20 protein-coding genes and 1 tRNA gene are annotated in these 21072 nt (G+C 66.2%); 19 read left to right on the top strand and 2 right to left on the bottom strand.

Features of this window, described 5'->3' with window-relative positions; genetic code table 11:
• The first annotated feature begins 5 nt into the window (after window positions 1-5).
• From C563_RS0110030 to C563_RS0109940, 19 genes are all read left to right on the top strand, one after another.
• Complete coding sequence (locus tag C563_RS0110030; RefSeq protein WP_155845133.1) at window positions 6-449, top strand: cytidine deaminase; 444 nt, start codon at window positions 6-8, stop codon at window positions 447-449.
• On the top strand, window positions 446-1768 hold the full coding sequence (locus tag C563_RS0110025) for a thymidine phosphorylase (RefSeq protein ID WP_018761916.1): 1323 nt from the start codon (window positions 446-448) through the stop codon (window positions 1766-1768). The genes C563_RS0110030 and C563_RS0110025 overlap by 4 nt, the downstream gene beginning before the upstream one ends.
• 6 nt (window positions 1769-1774) lie before the next feature.
• Window positions 1775-2404 carry a DedA family protein gene (locus C563_RS0110020; RefSeq protein ID WP_018761915.1) on the top strand — a complete coding sequence of 210 codons (630 nt, stop codon included), beginning with the start codon at window positions 1775-1777 and terminating at the stop codon, window positions 2402-2404.
• A gap of 134 nt (window positions 2405-2538) precedes the next feature.
• On the top strand, window positions 2539-3270 hold the full coding sequence (locus C563_RS0110015; protein ID WP_018761914.1) for a DedA family protein: 732 nt from the start codon (window positions 2539-2541) through the stop codon (window positions 3268-3270).
• Between the two features lie 39 nt (window positions 3271-3309).
• Window positions 3310-4446: an adenosine deaminase gene (locus tag C563_RS0110010; RefSeq protein WP_018761913.1), complete on the top strand. Its 1137-nt coding sequence runs from the start codon at window positions 3310-3312 to the stop codon at window positions 4444-4446.
• 79 nt (window positions 4447-4525) lie between these two features.
• Complete coding sequence (locus C563_RS0110005; RefSeq protein ID WP_081624148.1) at window positions 4526-5098, top strand: MazG nucleotide pyrophosphohydrolase domain-containing protein; 573 nt, start codon at window positions 4526-4528, stop codon at window positions 5096-5098.
• Between the two features lie 118 nt (window positions 5099-5216).
• Complete coding sequence (gene eno, locus C563_RS0110000) at window positions 5217-6497, top strand: phosphopyruvate hydratase (protein ID WP_018761911.1); 1281 nt, start codon at window positions 5217-5219, stop codon at window positions 6495-6497.
• Window positions 6498-6634: 137 nt separating this feature from the next.
• Window positions 6635-7315 carry an FtsB family cell division protein gene (locus C563_RS0109995; protein WP_018761910.1) on the top strand — a complete coding sequence of 227 codons (681 nt, stop codon included), beginning with the start codon at window positions 6635-6637 and terminating at the stop codon, window positions 7313-7315.
• Window positions 7316-7342: 27 nt separating this feature from the next.
• Window positions 7343-8014: a DUF501 domain-containing protein gene (locus C563_RS0109990; RefSeq protein ID WP_018761909.1), complete on the top strand. Its 672-nt coding sequence runs from the start codon at window positions 7343-7345 to the stop codon at window positions 8012-8014.
• Window positions 8011-8958: a Ppx/GppA phosphatase family protein gene (locus C563_RS0109985; protein ID WP_026264623.1), complete on the top strand. Its 948-nt coding sequence runs from the start codon at window positions 8011-8013 to the stop codon at window positions 8956-8958. Before C563_RS0109990 ends, C563_RS0109985 begins: the two co-directional genes overlap by 4 nt.
• A 4-nt stretch (window positions 8959-8962) precedes the next feature.
• Entirely contained in the window at window positions 8963-10378 is a 1416-nt protein-coding gene (locus C563_RS0109980) for a S8 family serine peptidase (RefSeq protein WP_018761907.1), read from the top strand.
• A gap of 34 nt (window positions 10379-10412) precedes the next feature.
• A complete protein-coding gene (locus C563_RS0109975; protein WP_018761906.1) occupies window positions 10413-11879 on the top strand; it encodes an NAD(P)/FAD-dependent oxidoreductase in 1467 nt (488 codons plus the stop codon).
• A gap of 97 nt (window positions 11880-11976) precedes the next feature.
• Window positions 11977-12050 (top strand) — tRNA-Leu (locus tag C563_RS0109970).
• Window positions 12051-12296: 246 nt separating this feature from the next.
• On the top strand, window positions 12297-13529 hold the full coding sequence (locus tag C563_RS0109965) for a branched-chain amino acid ABC transporter substrate-binding protein (protein WP_018761905.1): 1233 nt from the start codon (window positions 12297-12299) through the stop codon (window positions 13527-13529).
• A gap of 153 nt (window positions 13530-13682) precedes the next feature.
• Complete coding sequence (locus tag C563_RS0109960; RefSeq protein WP_018761904.1) at window positions 13683-14690, top strand: branched-chain amino acid ABC transporter permease; 1008 nt, start codon at window positions 13683-13685, stop codon at window positions 14688-14690.
• On the top strand, window positions 14687-15931 hold the full coding sequence (locus C563_RS0109955) for a branched-chain amino acid ABC transporter permease (protein ID WP_018761903.1): 1245 nt from the start codon (window positions 14687-14689) through the stop codon (window positions 15929-15931). Before C563_RS0109960 ends, C563_RS0109955 begins: the two co-directional genes overlap by 4 nt.
• Window positions 15928-16875, top strand: a complete 948-nt coding sequence (locus tag C563_RS0109950) for an ABC transporter ATP-binding protein (RefSeq protein WP_018761902.1) — start codon at window positions 15928-15930, stop codon at window positions 16873-16875. Before C563_RS0109955 ends, C563_RS0109950 begins: the two co-directional genes overlap by 4 nt.
• Complete coding sequence (locus C563_RS0109945) at window positions 16862-17575, top strand: ABC transporter ATP-binding protein (protein WP_018761901.1); 714 nt, start codon at window positions 16862-16864, stop codon at window positions 17573-17575. Before C563_RS0109950 ends, C563_RS0109945 begins: the two co-directional genes overlap by 14 nt.
• 148 nt (window positions 17576-17723) lie before the next feature.
• Window positions 17724-18623: a Bax inhibitor-1/YccA family protein gene (locus C563_RS0109940; RefSeq protein ID WP_018761900.1), complete on the top strand. Its 900-nt coding sequence runs from the start codon at window positions 17724-17726 to the stop codon at window positions 18621-18623.
• Window positions 18624-18732: 109 nt separating this feature from the next.
• On the opposite strand, the gene galK is transcribed toward C563_RS0109940, so the two are convergent.
• Together galK and galT are read right to left on the bottom strand one after the other, a co-directional pair.
• On the bottom strand, window positions 18733-19914 hold the full coding sequence (gene galK / locus C563_RS0109935; protein ID WP_018761899.1) for a galactokinase: 1182 nt from the start codon (window positions 19912-19914) through the stop codon (window positions 18733-18735).
• Window positions 19911-21065 (bottom strand): galactose-1-phosphate uridylyltransferase, encoded by a 1155-nt coding sequence (galT, locus tag C563_RS0109930; protein ID WP_026264621.1) that lies wholly within the window; start codon window positions 21063-21065, stop codon window positions 19911-19913. The genes galK and galT overlap by 4 nt, the downstream gene beginning before the upstream one ends.
• Between the last annotated feature and the right edge of the window lie 7 nt (window positions 21066-21072).

The raw sequence follows: 21072 nt of genomic DNA, 5'->3' as shown, positions 1-21072 counted from the left end.
CCACGGTGACAGAAACCGGAGCCCCCGGCAATCAAGGCAAGCCCGGCGGAGGTACCGGCGTCGATTGGGCCGCCCTCGAGGCTGCCGCCGTTGCCGCAATGGCAAATGCCTACGCGCCGTATTCGAATTTCGCGGTGGGGGCGGCCGCCCTCACCACGGATGGCCGGATCGTCAGCGGCTGCAACGTCGAGAACGCCAGCTACGGCCTCACCCTCTGCGCCGAATGCGCCTTGGTAGGCAACCTGCACATGACCGGCGGCGGCCAATTGCGCGCCTTCTACTGCGTCGACGCCGGCGGCACGGTCCTGATGCCGTGCGGCCGCTGCCGCCAGCTGCTGTACGAATTCCGCGCCCCGGAGATGGAAGTCATGACCACCCAAGGCATCAGGACGATGGACCAGGTGCTGCCCGACGCATTTGGCCCCCAACATCTGGAGGAGATCCGGTGACCCAAACCACCAGCAACGCCGAGGCATTCGATGCCGTGGACATCATCCGCATCAAGCGGGACAAAGGCACTCTGAGCCCCGAACAGATCGACTGGACCATCGACGCCTACACGCGTGGAGCCATTGCCGATGAACAGATGGCGGCCCTGAACATGGCCATCCTGCTCAACGGCATGGACCGGGCGGAAATTGCCCGCTGGACCGCCGCCATGATCGCGTCCGGGGAGCGAATGGACTTTTCCAGCCTTCGGCGCCCCGATGGCGGCCTGAAGTACACCACGGACAAGCACTCCACCGGCGGGGTAGGGGACAAGATCACCCTGCCGTTGGCCCCGCTCGTGGCAGTGTTCGGCGTCGCCGTCCCGCAGCTCTCCGGCCGCGGCCTGGGCCACACGGGCGGCACCCTGGACAAGCTTGAGTCGATTCCCGGGTGGCGCGCAAACCTGACCAACGGTGAGATCCTGGCCCAACTCCAGGACGTCGGGGCAGTGATCTGCGCCGCCGGCGCAGGCCTGGCCCCGGCGGACAAGAAGCTTTACGCGCTGCGTGACGTGACCGGCACCGTGGAAGCCATCCCGCTCATCGCCTCGTCCATCATGAGCAAGAAGATCGCCGAGGGCACGGGCTCGCTGGTCCTGGACGTCAAAGTGGGCAGCGGAGCGTTCATGAAGGATGAGTCCCGGGCCCGGGAACTGGCCGAGACCATGGTGGCCCTGGGCAAGGACGCCGGCGTCAACACGGTTGCGCTGCTGACCAACATGAACACGCCACTGGGCCTCACAGCCGGCAACGCCATCGAAGTCGAGGAGTCCGTGGAGGTCCTCGCCGGTGGCGGACCGGAAGACGTGGTGGAGTTGACCGTCAGGCTCGCCGAAGAGATGCTCGCCGCTGCAGGAGTGCACGACGCCGACCCCGCCGCCGCGCTCAAGGACGGCCGCGCCATGGACGTCTGGAACCGGATGATCTCCGCCCAGGGTGGCGATCCGCATGCCCCCCTCCCGGCAGCCAGGGAATCCGACGTCGTCTACGCCCCCGCAGACGGAGTGCTGGTGGAACTCGACGCCCTGGCCGTCGGGGTTGCCGCCTGGCGGCTGGGGGCCGGCCGTGCCCGCAAGGAGGATGCCGTCCAAGCCGGGGCCGGGGTGCGGATGCATGCCAAACCGGGCGCCACCGTCAGGGCCGGGGAACCCTTGATGACCCTGCTCACGGACACACCGGACCGGTTTGCCCGCGCCCGGGAAGCCCTCGAACACGCGGTGGTCATCGCGCCGGATGGTTCACGGCCTGCCCAGCAGCTCATCATTGACCGCATAGCATAGGTACCAATGCAGGCCATCAACGACTTCATCCTCACCGCAGCCGGACAGCCCTGGGTGCTGGTCCTGGTGCTGGCGTGCTGCGTCATTGACGGCTTCTTCCCGCCCGTGCCCAGTGAATCCGTGGTGGTGGGCCTCGCCGCCGTCGCCGCCACCGCGGATGTCCCCAACCCCCTGCTCTTGGCAGGGGTGGCTGCCGCCGGAGCCTTCGCGGGCGACAACATTGCCTACCTCCTGGGCCGGCGGGTGGGCACCACCCGCTGGGCCTGGATGCGCGGACCGCGGATGCAGGCCGCCTTCCGCTGGGCGGGCCGGGAACTGCGCAAGCGGCCGGCGTCGCTGATCCTGGTGGCCCGGTTCGTTCCGATCGGCCGCGTGGCGGTCAACCTGACCGCCGGAGTCACCCACTATCCCCACCTGCGGTTCGTGGGGCTGACGGTCCTTTCCGCAAGCCTGTGGGCCGGATACTCCGTGACGATCGGGCTGTTCTTTGGCCAATGGTTCGAGGACAACCATGTCCTGGGCGCCGCGATCGCCATTGTCTGTGCCGTAGCCCTGGGCATCCTGGTGGACCTTGTGATCAACAAATTCCGGGGTAAACCCAACGTGGTGGAACGGATCCGGGAACCCGGGACCTGAGCCCCGCGTTTAACCGGATAATTCCGGGCGCCGGGGCGTAGCGTACTGCGTCCCCGCCATGGGACACTTAGGAACGATTTCCGCTTTGGCTGCGGCGCTTCGGCCGTGCCATTTTTTTACAGGAGCAACACCGCGTGGAGTTTATTAATGAGGCCGTGCTCCATGCAGCGGGCCAGTGGTGGATCTACCCCGTACTGCTGGTGTTCTTCTTCGTGGACGGCTTCGCCATGGTGGTGCCCAGTGAGACCCTCATTGTGGCTTTGGCGGCTTTCTCGCGGCACAGCGGCGAACCCAATCTTTGGATCCTTGGTCTGACCGCCCTGATCGGCGCGATCTGCGGCGACAACATGGCCTATATGCTCGGCCGAAAGATCGGACTGGACCGGTGGGCGTGGATGCGCCGGCCCAAGGTCCGGAAAGTCTTCGCCTGGGCCCGCTACGAGCTCGAGAAGCGCGGGGCGGTCCTCATCTTCACCGCCCGGTACATCCCTTGGGGCCGGGTGGCTGTCAACTACGTGGCCGGCAGCACCGGGTTCTCACACCGCAGGTTCTTCGTCTTCGACGCCTTTGCCTGCGTCACATGGGTGGGCTACTCCCTGGGCATCGGGGTGCTGGCCAGCTCCTTCCCATGGCTGCACCACAACCCGCTCCTGAGCGCCGGCATCGCCGTCGTCTTCGCGATAGTCCTGGGCGTCGTGATCGACCACGCCCTGCGCTGGTGGCACAAACGGCTTGGACGCCACGATGCGCCCGAGGCTGACGCCGACGTGGACGGATGGGCCGAAAACACCCCGGGCCAGGAAGGACGGCCCGGCACCCGGCCCCTAACGGTGCCATCGGCCGATGCCGGTCCCGCAGCCAAGTAGCGGCTGGCTTTGAACCCCGCCCCACCCTAAGGTGGGAACGTGACTGAGCCCATTCTTGACGCTGCCCCTGCCATTGATTTCGACCTGAAGAGCCTGCCCAAGGTTTCCCTTCACGACCACTTGGACGGGGGACTCCGTCCGGCCACGATTATCGAGCTGGCGGAAGCCGTGGGGCACACCCTCCCCTCGACGGACCCGGTTGCCCTGGGGGAGTGGTTCCGCGAATCCGCCGACTCCGGGTCCCTGGTCCGCTACCTGGAAACCTTCGACCACACCGTGGCCGTAATGCAGACCTACGACGGCCTGTTCCGCGTGGCCAAGGAGTTCGTCGAAGACCTGGCGGATGACGGCGTGGTCTACGGCGAGGTCCGGTGGGCGCCGGAGCAGCACCTGCAGAAGGGGCTCAGCCTGGATGAAGCCGTGGAAGCGGTCCAGGACGGCCTGGAAGCCGGCGTCGAGGCCGTGTCGGAGAGCGGCCGGGAGATCCAGGTGGGCCAGCTGATCACCGCCATGCGCCACGCGGACCGCGGCCAGGAAATCGCCGAACTGGCCGTGCGCCACCGCAACCAGGGCGCAGTTGGCTTTGACATCGCAGGGGCGGAGGACGGCTTCCTGCCCAGCCGTTTCAAGGACGCGTTCACCTACCTGGCCCAGCACAACTTCCCCGCCACGGTGCACGCCGGCGAGGCTGCGGGGCTGGAGAGCATCCAGTCTGCACTGGTGGACGGCCGCGCCCTCCGCCTGGGGCACGGCGTCCGGATCGCCGAGGACATCATGGTGGAATTCGACGATGACGACGAGGCCGGCGACACCGTCGGCCTGGTCACCCTCGGCGACCTCTCCAGCTGGGTTCGTGACCGCGGCATCGCCCTGGAAATCTGCCCGTCCTCCAACCTCCAGACCGGAGCCATCGCCGAATTTGGCGAGGGTATCGAAAGCCACCCGCTGGACATGCTGTACCAGCTGGGCTTCAACGTCACCATCAACACCGACAACCGCCTGATGAGCGGCGTCACGCTGACGGACGAGTTCAACCTGCTGGTGGAGACGTTCGACTACGACCTTGACGACCTGCTGGAGCTGACCCTGAACGCGGCCGAGGCGTCCTTCCTGCCCTTGGAGGAGAAGGAAGCACTGGTGGAATACATCAACGACGCCTACGCCAACCTTGGCTGACCAGGATCCTCCTCCCGGCAGCTCCGCCACTGCGGAGCTGCTGGAAAAGATGGCCCAGCTGCGCGAGCACTGCCCCTGGATGGGTGCCCTGACGCACGCCTCGCTGGTGGAATACCTCCTCGAGGAGGCCTACGAGGTGGCTGAGACCATCGAGGAGGGCCACCCCGACGCCGAACTCCAGGGCGAGCTCGGTGACGTCCTGCTCCAAGTTGTGCTGCACGCCCGCCTTGCCGAGGAACGAGGCGCGTTCACGTTCGACGACGTCGCGCGTGGACTGGCTGCCAAAATGGTCCGCCGGAACCCCCACGTCTTCCGGCCCGACGGTTCCCTGCAGGACACCTTCCCCGCAACGGTGGCGGAAATCGAGCAGACGTGGGATGCGGTCAAACGGGCGGAGCGCCCGGAGCGGCGCCATGCCTTCGAAGGAGTCCCCGCTGCCCTCCCGGCGCTGGCCAAGGCTCAAAAATCGCTCGACCGGGCGGCCCGGGCAGGGCTCGGGCTGCCCGACGGGGTTCCCGTCCCCGAAAGCGAGGAAGAACTGGGAACCCTGCTGCTCGCCGTCGTGCGTTCGGCCCGGGACCGCGGCATGGACGCCGAGCGCGCCCTCCGTACCGCCGTACGCCGCTACCACGGCGACCAAGCGGCATCATGACGTCCGGGCCTTGACCGGTTTGAGTAACCCGGAGCACTCTCGACTACGCTAGTCCCTGACGAGTACGTCGAGTTTTCTGCCTGATTCCCCCCGTTAATCGCCCATAAGGAGCAAATTCATGGCGCTTATCGATGCCATCCACGCCCGCGAGATCCTTGATTCCCGCGGCAACCCCACTGTTGAAGTTGAAGTCCTGCTGTCCGACGGCCAGATCGGCCGCGCCGCAGTTCCCTCAGGTGCTTCCACCGGTGAGCACGAAGCCGTTGAACTGCGCGACGGCGACAAGGGCCGCTACCTCGGCAAGGGCGTGCAGAAGGCCGTCGACGCCGTGATCGACCAGATCGCCCCCGCCCTGACCGGCTTCGACGCCACCGACCAGCGCAGCATCGACCAGGCCATGCTGGACCTGGACGGCACCCCCAACAAGGGCAAACTCGGCGCCAACGCCATCCTGGGCGTCTCCCTGGCCGTCGCCAACGCTGCCGCAGCATCCGCCGACCTGCCCCTCTACAAGTACCTGGGCGGCCCGAACGCCCACGTCCTGCCCGTGCCGCTGATGAACATCCTCAACGGTGGGTCCCACGCCGACTCCGACGTCGACATCCAGGAATTCATGATCGCCCCCATCGGCGCCGAAACCTTCTCCGAGGGCCTGCGCTGGGGCGTTGAGGTGTACCACAACCTCAAGTCCGTCCTGAAGGAACAGGGCCTGTCCACCGGCCTGGGCGACGAGGGCGGCTTCGCCCCGAACCTGCCGTCCAACCGCGCGGCACTGGACCTGATCCAGGAAGCCATCAAGAACGCCGGCTACACCCCGGGCAAGGACATCGCCCTGGCCCTGGACGTCGCCTCCTCCGAGTTCTTCAAGGACGGTGCCTACCAGTTCGAAGGCAAGGCCCTGTCCGCCAGCGAGATGAGCGCCTACTACGCCGAACTCGTTGCCGACTACCCGCTGGTGTCCATCGAGGACCCGCTGGACGAGAACGACTGGGAAGGCTGGAAGACCCTCACCGACGCCATCGGCGACAAGGTCCAGCTGGTGGGCGATGACCTTTTCGTCACCAACCCGTCCATCCTGCAGCGCGGCATCGACACCAAGACGGCCAACTCCCTGCTGGTCAAGGTCAACCAGATCGGTTCCCTGACCGAGACCCTGGACGCCGTCAGCCTGGCCCAGCGCGCCGGCTACACCACCATCACCTCGCACCGCTCCGGTGAAACCGAGGACACCACCATCGCCGACATCGCGGTGGCCACCAACGCAGGCCAGATCAAGACCGGCGCACCTGCCCGCTCCGAGCGCGTTGCCAAGTACAACCAGCTGCTGCGCATCGAAGAGGAACTCGACGACGCCGCACGCTACGCCGGCCGCAGCGCGTTCCCGCGTTTCAAGGGCTAGTAACCGGCTAAACCCATCGGCGGTGGCTATGGTTGGAAGACCATAGCCACCGCTGTTGCTTTTCGCAGCAATGGTCCCAGCAGTGTTTGTCCAGCACAGATAGTGGCGGCCCAGGGAGGCTGCGTTTCAGGAGTGTCATGGCTACCCGCCGCCCCAAAGTTCCCAAGGTCGCCCCCGCACGTCCGGCAAAGGATACGGCCGACGACGGTACCTCCGGCGGGGCCGAGGTCATCCGGGCGGATTTCCGCCCGGCGAAGGACGCCGGCACAGCAGGCGCGTCACCGGGGCACGGCTACGGGAGCCGCGGAACTGCAGCCCGGCCCGCCGGAAAACCGGGGGACGCAACCACGACGAAGACGTCCGCCGGACGCAAGGGCAGCAGCTCCGTTGACGGCAAGGACGGCCGGGGCGGCGATGACGATCAGCACCCTGTCCCCGCCAAGGCGTTCTCCGGCCGCATGCTGGCCCTGGCCGTGGTGATGGTGGCCATCACCATCATGCTGGCGCCCACGGTGAAGATCTTCTTCGACAAAAAGGCCGAAATCGACGCGCTGAACGCCGATATCGCCGCACGCCAGGCCCAGGGTGATGCCCTCCGGCAGCAGGTTTCGCGGTGGCAGGACCCCAACTACGTCAAGCAGCAGGCCCGCGACCGCATTAACATGGTTATGCCGGGCGAAACCGGCTACTGGGTTTTTGGCAGCGATGAACCGGCTGGAGAAAGCAGTAGCCCCGCCGGCGCAACAGCACAAGACCCCGCCGATCTGCCGTGGGTGGATTCCCTGTGGGAGTCCATCAGGCGTGCGGCCACAGACTGAACCGCACAGGAAGGACGGCCCGCGACAATGGAACACAGCACGGAAGCCGCCCGGGACGAATCCCGCCAACCGACAGCACACGACCTTGACGTACTGAGCAGGCAGCTGGGGCGTCCTGTCCGCGATGTCGTGGAAATTCCGGCGCGGTGCGTCTGTGGCAACCCGCTGGTCGCCGCGACCGCACCCCGGCTCAGCAACGGGACCCCGTTCCCCACCACGTTCTACCTGACCCACCCGGTGATCACCTCCGCAGTGTCCCGGCTGGAAGCCTCAGGCGTCATGAATGAGATGAATGACCAGCTCGCCGGGGACCCCGCGCTCGCGGCGGCCTACCGTTCGGCCCATGACGAATACCTGGCCGCCCGGAATGCGATCGGCGAGCGTTCCGGCATCGGCCCGGTGCCGGAAATCGACGGCGTCTCGGCCGGGGGTATGCCCGTACGCGTCAAGTGCCTGCACGTCCTGGTGGGCCACTCCCTGGCGTCCGGTCCCGGCGTCAACCCGCTCGGCGACCAGGCCCTTGGAATGATCAGCGAGTGGTGGACGGCGGACAAGTGCTACTGCGACGGCGCCTGGGACACCACCGGGGAAGCCCCGTCCAGGGACCTCAGCCGCCACGGCCCCCAGGGCCTGCCGGGCATCGTCGGCCGCCCTGCGCCCGTCCGCAAGCCTTCCCGCGACGCCGGGGTGGCGGAATGACGCGCGTGGCCGCCATCGACTGCGGCACCAACTCCATCCGGCTCCTGATCGCGGATATCGACCGCAGCAGCGGCAGCGCGGCCCTGACCGACGTTGTCCGGGAAATGCGCGTGGTCCGGTTGGGCCAGGGGGTGGACGCCACGGGCGAGCTGGCTCCGGAAGCGCTGGAACGCACCTTTGCCGCCGCCGCCGACTATGCCCGCCTCATCCGTGAGCACGGGGCGGAACGCACCCGGTTCGTCGCGACCTCGGCAAGCCGCGACGCGCGCAACCGTGACGTCTTCGTGGACGGCATCCGGGAGCTGCTGGGAGTCGAACCTGAGGTCATCTCCGGTGACGAGGAAGCGGCCCTGTCCTTCGCCGGCGCCAGCAGTGTGCTGCCCATCCTCGACGGCCGCGAAGTCCTGGTGGTCGACCTCGGCGGCGGAAGCACCGAATTTGTCCTCGGCACCGCGGCCGGGGTCACGGCCGCCAAGTCCGTGGACATTGGCTGTGTCCGCCTCACGGAGCGGCACCTGCGCGATGATCCGCCCACCGCCGAACAGGTGGCGGCCGCCGAAGCCGACGTTGACGCCGCCCTGGCCCGCGCCGGACGCGACGTTCCGCTCGAACGCGCCACCGCCGTCGTCGGTGTGGCCGGGTCCGTCACCACCATCACTGCGCACGCCCTCCGCCTGCCCGAATATTCGCCGCAGGCCATCCACGGCGCTGAGCTGCCCATCGAGGTCGTCACGGCCGCGGCCGGTGACCTGCTCGAGATGACCCGCGCCCGGCGCGCGGACCTGCCGTACATGCACCCGGGCCGGGTGGATGTGATTGGCGCCGGGGGACTGGTATGGCGCCGCATCCTGGAACGGATGGGCACGCTGACCGGCGGCAGGATCACCTCCGCCACCGCGAGCGAGCACGACATCCTTGACGGCATCGCCCTGGGCATCGGCTAGCCGCATGCAGTCCACCCCAGCTCCGACCCCGCCTGCGCGCCGGGCCGCCGCGGCCCTTGTCGCTGTCCTGCTCGCAGCATGTTGCCTGTGCGCCGGCCTCTTTACCGCCCCGGCCGCCAAGGCCGACGATTGGCGCGACAAGGAATATTGGCTGGCAGATTCCGGCATCACCAAGGCCTGGGAGGTCTCCAAGGGCGCCGGAGTCAAGGTAGCCGTCATCGACAGCGGCATAGACGCCCAGCACCCGGACCTCAAAGGTGTGGTCACCGGCGGCTATGACGCGTCCGGATCCGGCCAGCCGGACGGCCAGAAAAGCGTCGGTTCCAAGCCCGAACACGGCACCTTGGTGGCCACCATGCTGGCAGGCCGCGGGCACCAGCCGGCCAGTCCCTCGCCCAGCCCCAGCCCCAGCCCCGGGCCCGCCGGCACGCCGCCGGACGGGATCATGGGCGTGGCGCCGGAAGCGCAGCTCCTTTCCGTGTCCACCTGGCTGGGTTCGCCGAACCCTTCCGGCAAGAGCGACCAGGACCAGATTCCAGAGGCCGTCCGCTGGGCCGTGGACAACGGTGCCAAGGTCATCAACATTTCGCTCGGCAGCACCACACCCCAATGGCCCCAAAGCTGGGATGCGGCGTTCCTGTATGCCGAACAAAAGGACGTGGTCATCGTGGCCGCGGCCGGCAACCGGGTAGGCGGCAACACCCAGGTGGGCGCTCCCGCAACCATTCCCGGTGTCCTCACCGTCGCCGGCCTGGACCGCAAGAACACCGCCAGCGTGGATGCTTCCTCGCAGGGGATCAGCATCGGGGTGGCCGCGCCTGCGGAGAACCTGGTGGGCGGGCTCCCCGGCGGGAGCTACGCGGAGTGGGCCGGAACGTCAGGGTCCACGCCGATCGTTGCCGGGGTGGCCGCCCTGATCCGGTCCAAATGGCCGGACATGAGTGCCGAGCAGGTCATTAACAGGATCGTCTCAACGGCGAAGGATGCCGGGGCCCCCGGAAAGGACCCGCTGTACGGCTACGGCATCCTCAACGCGGAGGCCGCCCTCAAGGCAGAGGTCCCGGAAGTGTCGGTGAACCCGCTGGGCACCATTGCCGAATGGATCCGGGTCCACCGGCGCGGCAACGCAGCACCGGCAACCCCGCTTCCCTCCGCCACACCGGTGCCCAGCGCCGCGCCAACCCTGCCGGAGGCAACCGTCCCCGCCGCCAAGGCCCCCTCGCAGCGCGACAGTGCCATCGGCGCCGCCGTCGTGATTGGTTTCGCCGCCCTGTTCGTGGCCATCATCGCGGCAGCGGCCTTCCAGCTCAGGCGGGCATCCCGCAACCCGGCCCTGGCCAGGGAGGACCCGGACACAGGAGTGGTGGAACGGGTGGATCTGCCCCGGGAACGTCACGTTACGGACCAGCGACCAAGTTAGTGAAGATTTTCACAAACTGCGCTATCCTTAAACTATGGCAACCACCCCACAGCTCCAGGACCGTCCCAGGGTACTCGTCGTCGGCGGCGGGTACGTCGGCCTGTACGTAGCACTGAAACTGCAGAAGAAGATCGCGAATGCCGGTGGCATCGTCACCGTCGTTGATCCCCTGCCCTACATGACTTACCAGCCCTTCCTTCCCGAAGTGGCCGGCGGCAACATCGAAGCCCGCCACGCGGTGGTGTCCCACCGCCAGCACCTCAAGCAGACGGAACTGATCCAGGGCCGCGTCACCTCGATCGACCACGTCAACCGGACGGCTGTGGTGGCACCCGCCGACGGCGGCGAAAACTTTGAGGTTCCCTATTTCGACGTCGTCCTCGCAGCCGGCGCCATCACCCGCACGTTCCCCATCAAGGGCCTGGCGGACAAGGGCATCGGCCTGAAGACCATCGAAGAAGCCGTTGCCCTGCGCAACAAGTTGCTGGAGCGCATCGAAGTTGCCTCCACCATGACGGACCCCGCTGCTCGCGCCAAGGCCCTCACCTTCGTGGTGGTCGGCGGCGGCTTCGCCGGCATCGAGTGCATTACCGAAATGGAAGACCTCGCCCGCGCCGCCGTGCGCAACAACCCGCGCGTCAAGCAAGAGGAAATCCGCTTCGTCCTGGTTGAAGCCATGGGCCGCATCATGCCCGAGGTCACCGCCAAGCAGGCCGACTGGGTCGTGGAGCACCTCCGCAGCCGTGGCATCGAGGTACTGCTGAACACGTCGCTGGACAGCGCCGAGGGCAGCCTGAAACTCATCAACCTGCCGGACAAGACGCCCGCGCAGGAATTCGAGGCCGACACCCTGGTGTGGACTGCAGGCGTGCAGGCCAACCCCATGGTCCGTTCCACCGACTTCCCGCTCGAGCCGCGCGGCCGCGTCCGCGTCCTGCCGGACCTGCGCATCGCCGGCGACGAAGGCATCGTGGAGAACGCCTGGGCAGCCGGTGACATCGCGGCTGTTCCGGACCTCACCGGGAAGGGCCTCCCGGACGGCACCTGCGTCCCGAACGCCCAGCACGCCCTCCGCCAAGCCAAGCGCCTCGCGAAGAACCTCTGGGCCTCGCGCTGGGAAAAGCCGCTGGGGGACTACAAGCACAAGAACCTCGGTGCCGTGGCCGGCTTCGGCGAATGGAAGGGTGTTGCCAACATCAACCTCCTGGGCCGGATCGGCCTCAAGGGCGGCCTTGCCTGGCTGGCACACCGCGGTTACCACGGCATGGCCATGCCCACCGTTGAGCGCAAGTTCCGCGTCATCCTGAACTGGATCATCAGCTTCTTTGCCGGCCGCGACACCACGCAGCTGCTGGACCTGGACAACCCGCGCGGCGCCTTCGTCGCGGCGGCCACCCCGGCTCCCAAGCCTGCGGCTGCACCCGCAGCCGTTCCTGCGTCCGGCTCCGGTTCATCCGCCACGACCGCTCCGAAGGAAACGGTGGCGGCAAACGCCAAGTAGCGCTTCAGCACGCCGACGGCGGCTGTCCCCTTTCCCGGGGACGGCCGCCGTCGGCGTTTCCCGGCAATACGTCGCCGGCAGGTACCATTGACCCGGCGCCCCAGTAGCCCAATTGGCAGAGGCAGCGGACTTAAAATCCGCGTGTTGTGGGTTCGAGTCCCACCTGGGGTACAACTGCGACGCACGGGGAACTGACGCCCCCACCATCGAAAGCCGCCTGCATTGCAGGCGGCTTTCGCCATTTAATTCCACATAGGCAACGACTGTTATAAGGCTGTGACCTCAGTCACTTAGATTCGCTGCCTTCCATGCACTAGCTTGAACCTAAATCAGGAATACCTGGTCCCATTTTCGGGCGCCGCAGCGCCCCATTGATCCGCACGCGCATCGCATGGCCCTGTTTCGGAAGGCAGACAAATGTACCGAAAGAAAGTCCTCACCTCGTTGGCAGCAGCAGCCACATTCAGCATGCTGCTGTCGGCCTGCGCCAACCAGGCGGGCCCCGGCACCACCGAAAGCTCCGGCTCCTCCAGCAAAGTGAACATCCCCGCCATTTCGAAGGTGGATGTTCCTTCCGGCGCGGTGAAGCCGGCCGGCGACGGCAAGGCAACCTGCCCGGCCACCACCACGCTGGCCTATGCCGGCGCTCAGACCGGCCCGAACGCACAGCTGGGCGTCAACATCTTCAACGGCATCCAGCTCGCCATCGACCAGCACAACAAGGCCAACCCGGGCTGCCAGGTCCAGTTCAAGAAGTTCGACACCGAAGGTGACCCGAACAAGGCCACCGGTCCGGTGACCCAGTTGGTGAGCGAGCCCGACATCCTTGGTGTCATCGGCCTGCCGTTCTCCGGCGAGTCCAAGGCAACCGGCAACATTTTCGAGCAGAAGGGCCTGGTCCACATCACCCCGTCGGCCACCAACCCCACGCTGACCGAAAACGGCTGGACCACTTTCTTCCGCGGCCTCGGCAACGACGCCGTCCAAGGCCCGGCCGCCGCGAAGTTCCTCACCGGCAAGCTCGGGGCCAAGAAGGTCTACCTGGTCCAGGATGACTCCGACTACGGCATCGGCCTGGGCACCTCCACCTCTGCAGGCCTGGGCAGCGCCCTGGCCGGCACGGAGAAGGTAACCACGGGGCAGAAGGACTTCTCCGCAGTCATTTCCAAGATCATGAACGCCAAGGCCGACGCCGTCTTCTACGCCGGCTACTACGCCGAAGGCGCACCGTTCGACCAGCAGCTGGTCGGAAAGGGATTCACCGGAACATTCGTGGCACCCGACGGTGTCAAGGATGACCAGTTCATCAAGCAGGCAGGCGATGCCTCGAACAACGCCTACTTCACCTGCCCCTGCCTCCCGGGTGAACTGATCCCGGACTTCGCATCCGCTTACAAGGACGTCTCCAAGGGCGCCGAGCCCGGTACGTACTCCATCGAAGGCTACGATGCCGCAACGGTGCTCCTTTCCGGCATCGACGCGGGCAAGCAGAGCCGCGCAGATCTGCTGTCGTGGGTGAAGTCCTACGACAAGGACGGCTTCAGCAAGCACTACAAGTGGGATGCCAAGGGCGAGCTCCAGGCTCCGACCGTCTACGGCTACAAGGTGGAAAACGGGAAGATCGTTCCGATCGGGCCCATCGGGGAGTAGCAAACCGGCGGGAATCGGCTGTGGGGGCCAGCACTGCAGGCCCCCACAGCCTTTTCTTCGCTTGGCAACAAACCCAGGACCAAGCTACGTCACTAGACATAAGTCCCTCGGCCGGGCCCACAAGGCCCCGTGCAACTGGATCAGGATGTTCCCATGCTTCCCTCTCTCGTCCCACTGCTCCCGACTGAAAATGACTGGATCACTTTCGATATACCGTCCCTGGCCCAGAATTTCTGGAGTGCCACCTTTGACGGCCTGACGTTCGGCGCCATCTACGCGCTGGTCGCCCTTGGCTACACCCTCGTGTACGGCGTCCTGAACCTGATTAACTTCGCACACTCTGAAGTGTTCATCGTTGGCTGCTACGCCGTCTTCTTCACCCTGAGCAGCCTGGGCTTCGGCCCGTCCGTTCCCCGCCTCGACATCTGGGCCATCATCCTGAACCTGCTGCTGGCCTTGGTCCTTGCCATGCTGGCCTCCGCAGTCACGGCCTTCCTGCTTGAGCGCATTGCCTATAAACCGCTCCGGCAACGCAACGCCCCGCGCCTGGTCTTCCTGATCACCGCCATTGGCGCCTCGTTCACCATCCAGTACCTCATCTACCTGTGGCGCGGTCCCAGCCCCGAACTTGCGCTGACAATGTTCCGGCCCACCCCCATCTTTGATGTCTTCGGCACCATCGTCGATTCCCAGCAGCTGGTGATCATCATCGCGGCCGTCATCATGATGGTCGGCATCGACCGTTTCATCAGCAAGTCCCGCACCGGCCGCGGCATCAGGGCAGTCGCCCAGGACCCGGACACCGCGACGTTGATGGGTGTCAACAAAGAGCGCATCATTATTACCACCTTCATCATCGGGGGCCTGCTCGCAGGAGCCGCAGCATTGTTCTACGTCATGAAAATCCCCTCCGGTGTCCAGTACAGCGGCGGATTCGTCCTCGGCATCAAGGCCTTCGCCGCAGCCGTGCTCGGGGGCATCGGCAACGTCCGCGGCGCCCTGCTGGGTGGACTGCTGCTCGGCTTGATCGGCAACTACGGCCAGATCCTGCTCGGAAACTCGCAGTGGACCGACGTCGTGGCCTTCGTGGTGCTGGTGCTCGTGCTGCTGCTGCGGCCCGAAGGCATCCTGGGCACGTCCCTTGGAAGGAGCAAAGCATGAGCATGACGGATGGACCCACGCCGCTGCAGACGGCGGCCGCCGCACAGGCTGCTGAGGACCGGGAAGCCTCGTCCAAGGCGGCCGGCAGGAGCGATCTGCGCCAGCGCGGGAAACGCAAGTCCGGGTACTTCTCCGACCGGTGGCACGCCCTGTCGCGCCAGCAGCAGTGGGCATTCCTGGTCATCGTCGTTGTCCTGGCCTACCTGCTCCCGCTGCTCAACCCGCCCATCATCACCACCGAGCCGGGCAACAATTTCGCCCTGGCATGCTTCGATATGGCACGGTTTGCCCTCATCGCGGTAGGCCTCAACGTGGTGGTGGGATACGCAGGCCTGCTGGACCTTGGGTATGTCGCCTTCTTCGCCGTTGGCTCATACTGCGCGGCGATGCTGACGAGCCCCGATTCACCCTTCCTGCACATCCCTTACCTGTGGACCATTCCGGTGGCCATGGCCGTGACAATGTTCTTCGGCGTGGTGCTGGGTGTCCCCACCCTCCGGCTTCGGGGCGACTACTTGGCCATCGTGACGCTTGGATTTGGTGAGATCGTCCGCATCCTGGCCACGATCATTCCCGCCATGAAGGGCCAGGTCGGTTTCCAGAACGTCGGCCATCCGCCCGGTACCGAAGCTGACGGTACGCCCATCTTCTCCAACTCGAACGGTGTGCCCTGGTACTGGCTGACCCTGACCATCATCATCATCGTCACCCTCCTGGTGGGCAACCTGGAGCGCAGCCGGGTTGGCCGCGCCTGGATCGCCATCCGCGAGGATGAGGACGCAGCTGAAATCATGGGTGTTCCCACCTTCAAGTACAAGGTGTGGGCATTTGCCATCGGCGCCGCGATCGGCGGCCTCTCCGGCGCGCTTTTTGCCGGGCAAGTGGGGTTCGTCAATAACCAGAAGTTCGACGTCACCACCTCAATCCTGTTCCTCGCTGCCGTCGTGCTCGGCGGGGCCGGCAACAAGGTCGGCGCCATCCTGGGTGGGGCCCTGGTCAGCTACATTCCGTTGAGGTTCACAGCTATCGCCGAGTACAAATACCTGATCTTCGGCATCGCCCTGGTCCTGATCATGATCTTCCGCTCGCAGGGGCTGCTCCCGGCACGGCAGCGCCTGCTCGCCTACGGCCGGACAGCTTTCAATAAGGTCGCGGCCCGGGACACGCAAACCAAAGATACGGACAATCCAACAGCCGGCCCCGGGACCCGCACGGCCGGAGAGAGGGGAGCGGAGGCATGAGTTCCGAGGAACGGCAGGTCGGCTCCGGCAGCGTCGAGGAGCAGCCGGACAAGGGCAGCCCGGCAGTTGCAGCCCCCGAAATGGACATCGAAGCCCTGGCCGAAGCCGGGGTGGACCAGGAACTGGCCGAGAAAGTGGCACCGGACCGCGATATCGCGGTTGCGGTGGGCGACAACATCGTGGAGGTCCAGAACCTCACCATCAAGTTCGGCGGCCTCGTGGCATTGGACAACGTCAGCTTCAACATCAAGCGCGGCGAGATCCTGGGGCTTATCGGTCCCAACGGCGCCGGCAAGACGACCTGCTTCAACGCCATGACCGGGGTCTACAAGCCCACCAGCGGGAAGGTGGTGTTGGAGGGCCAGGTCCTGAACGGCATCAAGCAGCATAAGATCACCCGCCTGGGCTTGTCCCGCACTTTCCAGAACATCCGGCTCTTCGGCGAAATGACGGCGTTGGAAAACGTGGTCGTGGGCCTGGACGCGCGGCACCGGACCAGCGTTGGCGGGGCCCTGCTGCGACTGCCCACCCACATCAAGGAGGAAAAGTCCGCCATCGAGCGCGGCATGGCACTGCTTGACTTCGTGGGCATCAGCAGCCACGCCCACGTCCTTTCCCGCCAGCTGCCTTACGGTTTCCAGCGCCGGCTGGAGATCGCCCGGGCACTGGCTACCGATCCGAAGGTACTCTGCCTCGACGAGCCGGCCGCCGGCTTCAACCCGGCCGAGAAAGAGGAGCTGATGGCGCTCATCCGCACCATCAGGGACGAGGGTTACACCGTACTGCTGATCGAGCACGACATGAAGCTCGTGATGGGTGTGACCGACCGGATCGTGGTGCTGGAGTTCGGGAAGAAGATCGCGGACGGACTGCCGCGCGAGATCCGCGAAGACCCGAGGGTCATTGCCGCCTACCTAGGAGAGCCCGAAGATGACGTTGCTTGAACTTGAGGACGTTTCCGTCCACTACGGCCGCATCCAGGCGCTGCGGAACATCTCCTTCACGGTGGAAGAAGGCGAAGTGGTGGCGCTGATCGGCGCCAACGGCGCCGGCAAGACCACCACCATGCGCACCATCTCCGGCCTGTTGAACTGCTCCGAGGGAAAGATCACCTTCGCGGGCCAGGACATCACCAAGATGAAGGCGCACATCCGGGTGGTGCACGGGATTTCGCAGGCGCCCGAGGGCCGTGGGATCTTCCCGGGCATGACGGTGATGGAAAACCTCGACATGGGCACCTTCGGGCGCAAGGACAGAAGCGGCGTATCCAAGGACCTGGACCGCGTCTTCGACTTGTTCCCGCGGTTGAAGGAACGCGAAAAGCAGTTCGGCGGGACCATGTCCGGGGGCGAGCAGCAGATGCTCGCCATCGGACGGGCCCTGATGTCCAACCCGAAGCTGCTCCTGCTGGACGAGCCGTCCATGGGGCTGGCACCGCAGTTCATCCGGCAGATCTTCAAGATCATCAAGGAGATCAACAACCAAGGCACCACCGTCCTGATGGTGGAGCAGAACGCCAACCAGGCCCTGGCGGGAGCGCACCGGGCCTTCGTCCTGGAGACCGGCGAGATCACGCACAGTGGCACCGGCAAGCAATTGCTGGAAGATCCCTCCATCAAAGAGGCCTACCTGGGCGTGGGATAGCTGCCCTGCGGGGCCCGGTTGTCCGGGAGGCAACGGTCACGGTTCGGTTGCAACCGGGCCCCGCGGGAACTTTCACCACGGCCTCCACGTGGGACTTGGTAGCGTAACAATCAGCTCATTACCCACACCCACATGGAGGAATTCCGCAATGGCACTTGGCGGCAACCCGATCTTCAACGGAAAGAGTTTCCGTGGCGCCACCCAGGCACCGCCTGTCCCGCAGGCTCCGTACGGTGCTCCTTACGGCCAGGCGCCGTACGGTCAGCAGCCGTACGGCCAGCCGTCCTACGGCCAGCAGGGGTGGGGCACCCAATCCCAGGGCATGACGGACGAACAACTCCAGCAGATGTACAACCAGCCGTCTGCCGGCCCCGCCGACACTGGCAGGATGACGTTCGACGACGTCATCATGAAGACCGCGGCCTGCCTCGGCGCCGTGCTGGTAGGCGCAGCCATCACGCTGACCGTTGGCCTGGGGCTGGCCTCCCTGCTGATGATCGTCGGAGCCCTGGGCGGTTTCGTGCTGGCCCTGGTCAACACGTTCAAGAAGCAGCCCTCGCCCGCACTCATCCTCGCCTATGCCGCCCTGGAAGGACTCTTCCTTGGCGGCCTGACCCGGATCCTGGACACGCAGTACCCAGGTGTGGGCCTGCAGGCAGTCGTCGGCACGCTTTCGGTCTTCGCCGTAACCCTCCTGCTGTTCAAGAGCGGCAAGGTGCGTGCAACACCCAAGGCCATGCGCTTCTTCATGATCGCACTCGGCGGCTACGCCCTGTTCTCCATCGTCAACCTTGTCATGATGATGACCGGCCTGACGCAGGAGCCCTTCGGCCTGCGCAGCGGCATGATCGGCGTCGTCATCGGCCTGCTGGCGATTGGGCTTGCCGCCTTCTCGCTGGTCATGGACTTCACCAGCATCGAGGCCGGAGTCCGCAGTGGCGCTCCCCAGCGCTTCTCCTGGACGGCGGCCTTCGGCCTCACCGTCACGCTGGTCTGGCTGTACGTGGAAATCATCCGCCTGCTGGCCATCCTGCGCGGCGACGACTAGGCACCGGCGGCAACTGCCGCCGTCGTCAGCAAAGGCCGTGGGCCCCACCAAACGGTGGGGCCCACGGCCTTTTGCGTCCGCAGCCCGTCAGAGCTGAGCGGTAGCCCGCCTAGGCAATACGCATGGCGCCGGCGGCAGGGGACACAGTGAAGATGTCCGGTGCCGTGAAGCCGGCCTCGGAGAAGGCCTTCGCGACGGCGGTCCGCACCCTCTGCTCCGCATCCACGGGGGTCAGGGCGATCGCTGCCCCGCCGAACCCGCCTCCGGTCATGCGGGCACCGAGGGCCCCGTTCGCCCGTGACGTGTCCACGGCCAGGTCCAGCTCCGGGCACGAAATTTCAAAATCATCCCGCATGGAGGCGTGGCTGGCATCCAGCAGGGGTCCGATGGCAACCGGGCCGGCACCGTCCAGGAGTTCGACGGTCTGGAGCACCCTGTCGTTTTCAGTCACCACGTGCCTCACCCGCCTGAACGTCACCTCATCGAGCAGCCCGGCAGCCTCTTCAAGGTCACCCACCTGGACGTCCCGCAGCGCCTTGACCCCGAGGACCTCCGCCCCGAGCTCGCAGGACGCGCGCCGGGAGGCGTAGCCGCCGTCGGCATGGGAATGGGACACCTTGGTGTCGATGACCAGCAGCACCAGGCCGGCGGGTTCTGTCTCGAACGGAACCAGGGCGGCTTTCTGGTCCCGGCAGTCGAGGAACACCGCATGGCCCTTGGCGCCGCGCAGCGACGCGGACTGATCCATGATCCCCGTGGGCGCGCCCACGAAGTCGTTCTCCGCACGCTGCGTTGCCAGCACCATCTCCTGGGCGGTAAGCCCGGCGCCGGTGAGGTCGTTGAGTGCGGAGATCACGGCGCATTCGATGGCGTGCGACGACGACAGGCCGGCGCCCAGCGGCACCGTGGAGTCAAGGAGCAGGTCCAGGCCGGGGACGTCGATGCCGCGCTCCCGGAGGGCCCACATGACACCCAGGGGGTACTTGGTCCAGCCCTTGGCTGTTCCGGGCTGCAGGGACTCCAGCGAGGTGGTAACGACGCCTTGGTCACCGTACGTGGACAGCAGCCGCACGGTCCGGTCCGGGCGGACCGCGACGGCCACCCGGGCGGTGCGGTCGATGGCGAACGGAAGCACGAACCCTTCGTTGTAGTCGGTGTGCTCGCCGATGAGGTTGACCCGGCCCGGCGCCTGCCACACGCCGTCTGCAGTGCCACCGAAAGCTTCGGCGAAGCGGACGGCGAGATCGACGGCGGAAACCTGGGCCGTGCCGGCCTGGTCCTGGCTGCTCACGCGGAAGCTCCTTCTGGTGCGGCCGCCACGGCGGACGGCTTTGTGGACGCCGGGACAGAGACACTGCGCAGGCGCTCCGCCACGCTTTCCGGCGTGGTGTCGTTGATGAACGCGCCCATCGCTGCCTCCGAGCCGGCGAGGTATTTCAGCTTATCCGCTGCCCTGCGCGGGGAGGTCAGCTGCAGGTGGAGGTAGCCGGCCGGGCGTAGGACATCATCCAGGGGAGCCTGGTGCCACGCGGAGATGTAGGGCGTGGGCGTGGGGTAGAGGGCATCCACCCGCTTGAGCAGGTCGAGGTACACCTCCGCCAGCTCGTCCTTCTCCTCCCCGTCCAAGGCGGCAAGGTCGGGAACGTGGCGATGCGGCACCAAGTGGATCTCCAGGGGCCACCGGGCGGCGAAGGGCACATAGGCGCTGAAATACGTCCCCTCCACCACCATCCGGCTGCCGTCTTCGCGTTCTGCACGCAGCAGGGAGCCGGTCAGGGTTTCGCTCCCGTCCTTGGCGTCGTAGTACCTCCGGGCGGCAGCGCCCAGGACGCCGGCGCGGGGTGTGACGTAAGGGTAGGCGTAGATCTGTCCGTGTGGGTGATGCAGCGTCACGCCGATATCGGCGCCCCGGTTCTCAAACGGGAACACCTGCTTGATGCCGGCCATGGCGCTGAGCGCAGCGGTGCGCTGTGCCCACGCCTCGATCACCGTGCGGGACCGTTCCCGGGTCAGTCCGCTGAACGAACCGGTGTGTTCAGGAGTGAAGGAGACAACCTCGCAGCGGCCGTAGGCGGGACTTTTCGTTCCCCATCCCGGATCCGCCGGAACCGGCCCCAACGCAGGGCCGAGGGACGGGAAGCGGTTCTCGAATACCACCACGTCGTAGTCGGAAGCCGGAATCTCTGACGCGTTCGAGTCAGTGGTGGGGCAAATGGGGCATTGGTCCGCCGGAGGCAGGTGTGTCCGTGTCTGCCGGTGGGCAGCCACAGCCACCCATTCCCCGGTGAGGGCGTCGAACCGGATCTCGCCCGGTTCGCCCCTGGGCGGCAGCCCGCGATGGTCCGTGGTGAATTCCGCGGTCCGGGGCGTGGTGCTGCCCGCATCGTCGAAGTACATCAGTTCCCGACCGTCGGAGAGCGTGGTGGTGGTCATCCCTGTCATGGCAAAA

This window comes from Arthrobacter sp. 135MFCol5.1 (assembly GCF_000374865.1).
GTDB lineage: Bacteria > Actinomycetota > Actinomycetes > Actinomycetales > Micrococcaceae > Arthrobacter.
This window is presented reverse-complemented; position numbering and strand designations above follow the sequence as displayed.